The 1592-nt window shown below is 68.2% G+C and carries 3 protein-coding genes; 1 reads left to right on the forward strand and 2 read right to left on the reverse strand.

What is annotated here, in order from left to right:
• A partial coding sequence (locus tag M6444_RS20095) for an acyl-CoA dehydrogenase (protein WP_298331494.1) occupies positions 1–490 on the forward strand: 490 nt, incomplete at its 5' end.
• A gap of 45 nt (positions 491–535) precedes the next feature.
• On the opposite strand, the gene M6444_RS20100 is transcribed toward M6444_RS20095, so the two are convergent.
• Positions 536–982 (reverse strand): peroxiredoxin, encoded by a 447-nt coding sequence (locus tag M6444_RS20100; RefSeq protein ID WP_298331496.1) that lies wholly within the window; start codon positions 980–982, stop codon positions 536–538.
• Between the two features lie 108 nt (positions 983–1090).
• Positions 1091–1592, reverse strand: a 502-nt coding sequence (locus M6444_RS20105; protein WP_298331498.1) for an SDR family oxidoreductase, incomplete at its 5' end; no start/stop codon positions are given.

Here is a 1592-nt window from a genome sequence, read left to right on the forward strand (position 1 = left end):
TGGCCGCGACGAAGACGCCGATCTGCTGGATCGCGGATACCAGCTGAAGCTGCTGGAGTTTCGCGAGAAGCACATGCTCGACGGCGCCGCCCGCCGATTGCGGGCCGCGTCGGGTTCGCGCGGATCAGCATCGGGGTCCGAAGGCCGGGCAGCATTCGAGGCGTTCAACAACGTCCAAGACCATCTGCTGGCCGCGGCGCGGGCGCACGTCGACCGTGTCATCCTCGAGGCCTTCGTCGCGGCCATCGACGACTGTGCGGACGCCGACGTGGCGGCGCTGCTCGATCAGGTCTGCCACGTGCATGCGCTGTCCACCATCGAGGCGAACCGAGCGTGGTTCCTCGAGCACGACCGCCTCACACCGGCCCGCAGCAAAGCCATCACGGCGACGGTCAACGAACTGTGCACCAGCCTGCGTCCACACGCACGGCTGCTGGTCGACGCCTTCGGCATCCCGGAACCGTTCCTGGACGCCGCGATCCTGCGCTGAGCGGACCACCGCCGGTCCCGAGATCCAGCAATCAGCCCTGGTGGGTCAGACGGTGGCCCGTAACGCCTCCAGCGCACGATCGGCGTGCGTGTCCATGTTGAGCTCGCTGCGCACGACCTCGATAACGCGGGAGTCGGTGTCGATGACGAAGGTGTGGCGTTTCACCGGGCCGATGCGGCGCTTGACCCCGAATTTGGCGGCCACGACCCGCTCTGGATCGCTGAGCAGAGGGAACCCGAAGTCGTGGCGGTCGGCGAACGTCTTCTGCCGGTGGACGTCGTCGGCGCTGATCCCGACCGGCTGGGCGCCGACGGCGTCGAACTCTGCGGACAGGTCACGGAAACGGCACGCCTCAACGGTGCACCCCTTGCTCAAGGCGGCCGGATAGAAGAACAGCACGACCGGTCCCTTGACCAAGAACTCGCTGAGCCGCCGGGGCACGCCCTCGTCGTCCGGAAGTTCGAAATCCTCTACGGTGTCGCCCACGTTCATGCCGTGGCCTCCATCGGCGTGCGGGTCTCGTGCAGTCGTCACAGTGTGACATGACAACAGTCGTGAACTCGCGCACCGAACCGCCCGATGAGACGCCACCGCCTCGAGCTAGGCGTTCGAACCAGCATCCACCAGGATCGACGCCCCGGTGACGGTACGCCCGCCGGGGCCGGCAAGGTAGGCGACCAGGCCGGCCACGTCCGCAGGGTCACCGTAGCGGCCGAGCGCGGTGTGGGTCCGCTGGCCCTCGGCGGCGGGTCCGGACGCCGGGTTCATCTCGGTGTCGGTGGGCCCCGGGTTCACCACGTTGGCGGTGATGCCGCGATCCCCGAGATCACGTGCGAGGCCGCGAGTCATACCGACCAGCGCGGACTTGCTCGCCGCGTACAGCGTCATGCCGGCCGACGGCACCCGTTCGGCGAGATTGCTGCCGATACTGATGATCCGGCCGTCGCCGTCCATGTGCTGGGCCGCTGCTTGCGCGGCCCGCAGCGCAGCTCGCACGTGAATGGCCAGCGTGCGGTCGATGTCGTCGACCGTGAGATCCTCCAGCCGACCGAACGCGGCCACCCCGGCGTTGTTGACCAGGATGTCGAGCCGGCCGAAGTGC

Source organism: Haloactinopolyspora sp. (assembly GCF_027324685.1).
In the GTDB taxonomy this organism is placed as follows: domain Bacteria; phylum Actinomycetota; class Actinomycetes; order Jiangellales; family Jiangellaceae; genus Haloactinopolyspora.

Bases quoted from the DNA above. Each gene is read 5' to 3' on its own strand.
- M6444_RS20100 (WP_298331496.1), bottom strand. From the start codon at position 982: ATGAACGTGGGCGACACCGTAGAGGATTTCGAACTTCCGGACGACGAG.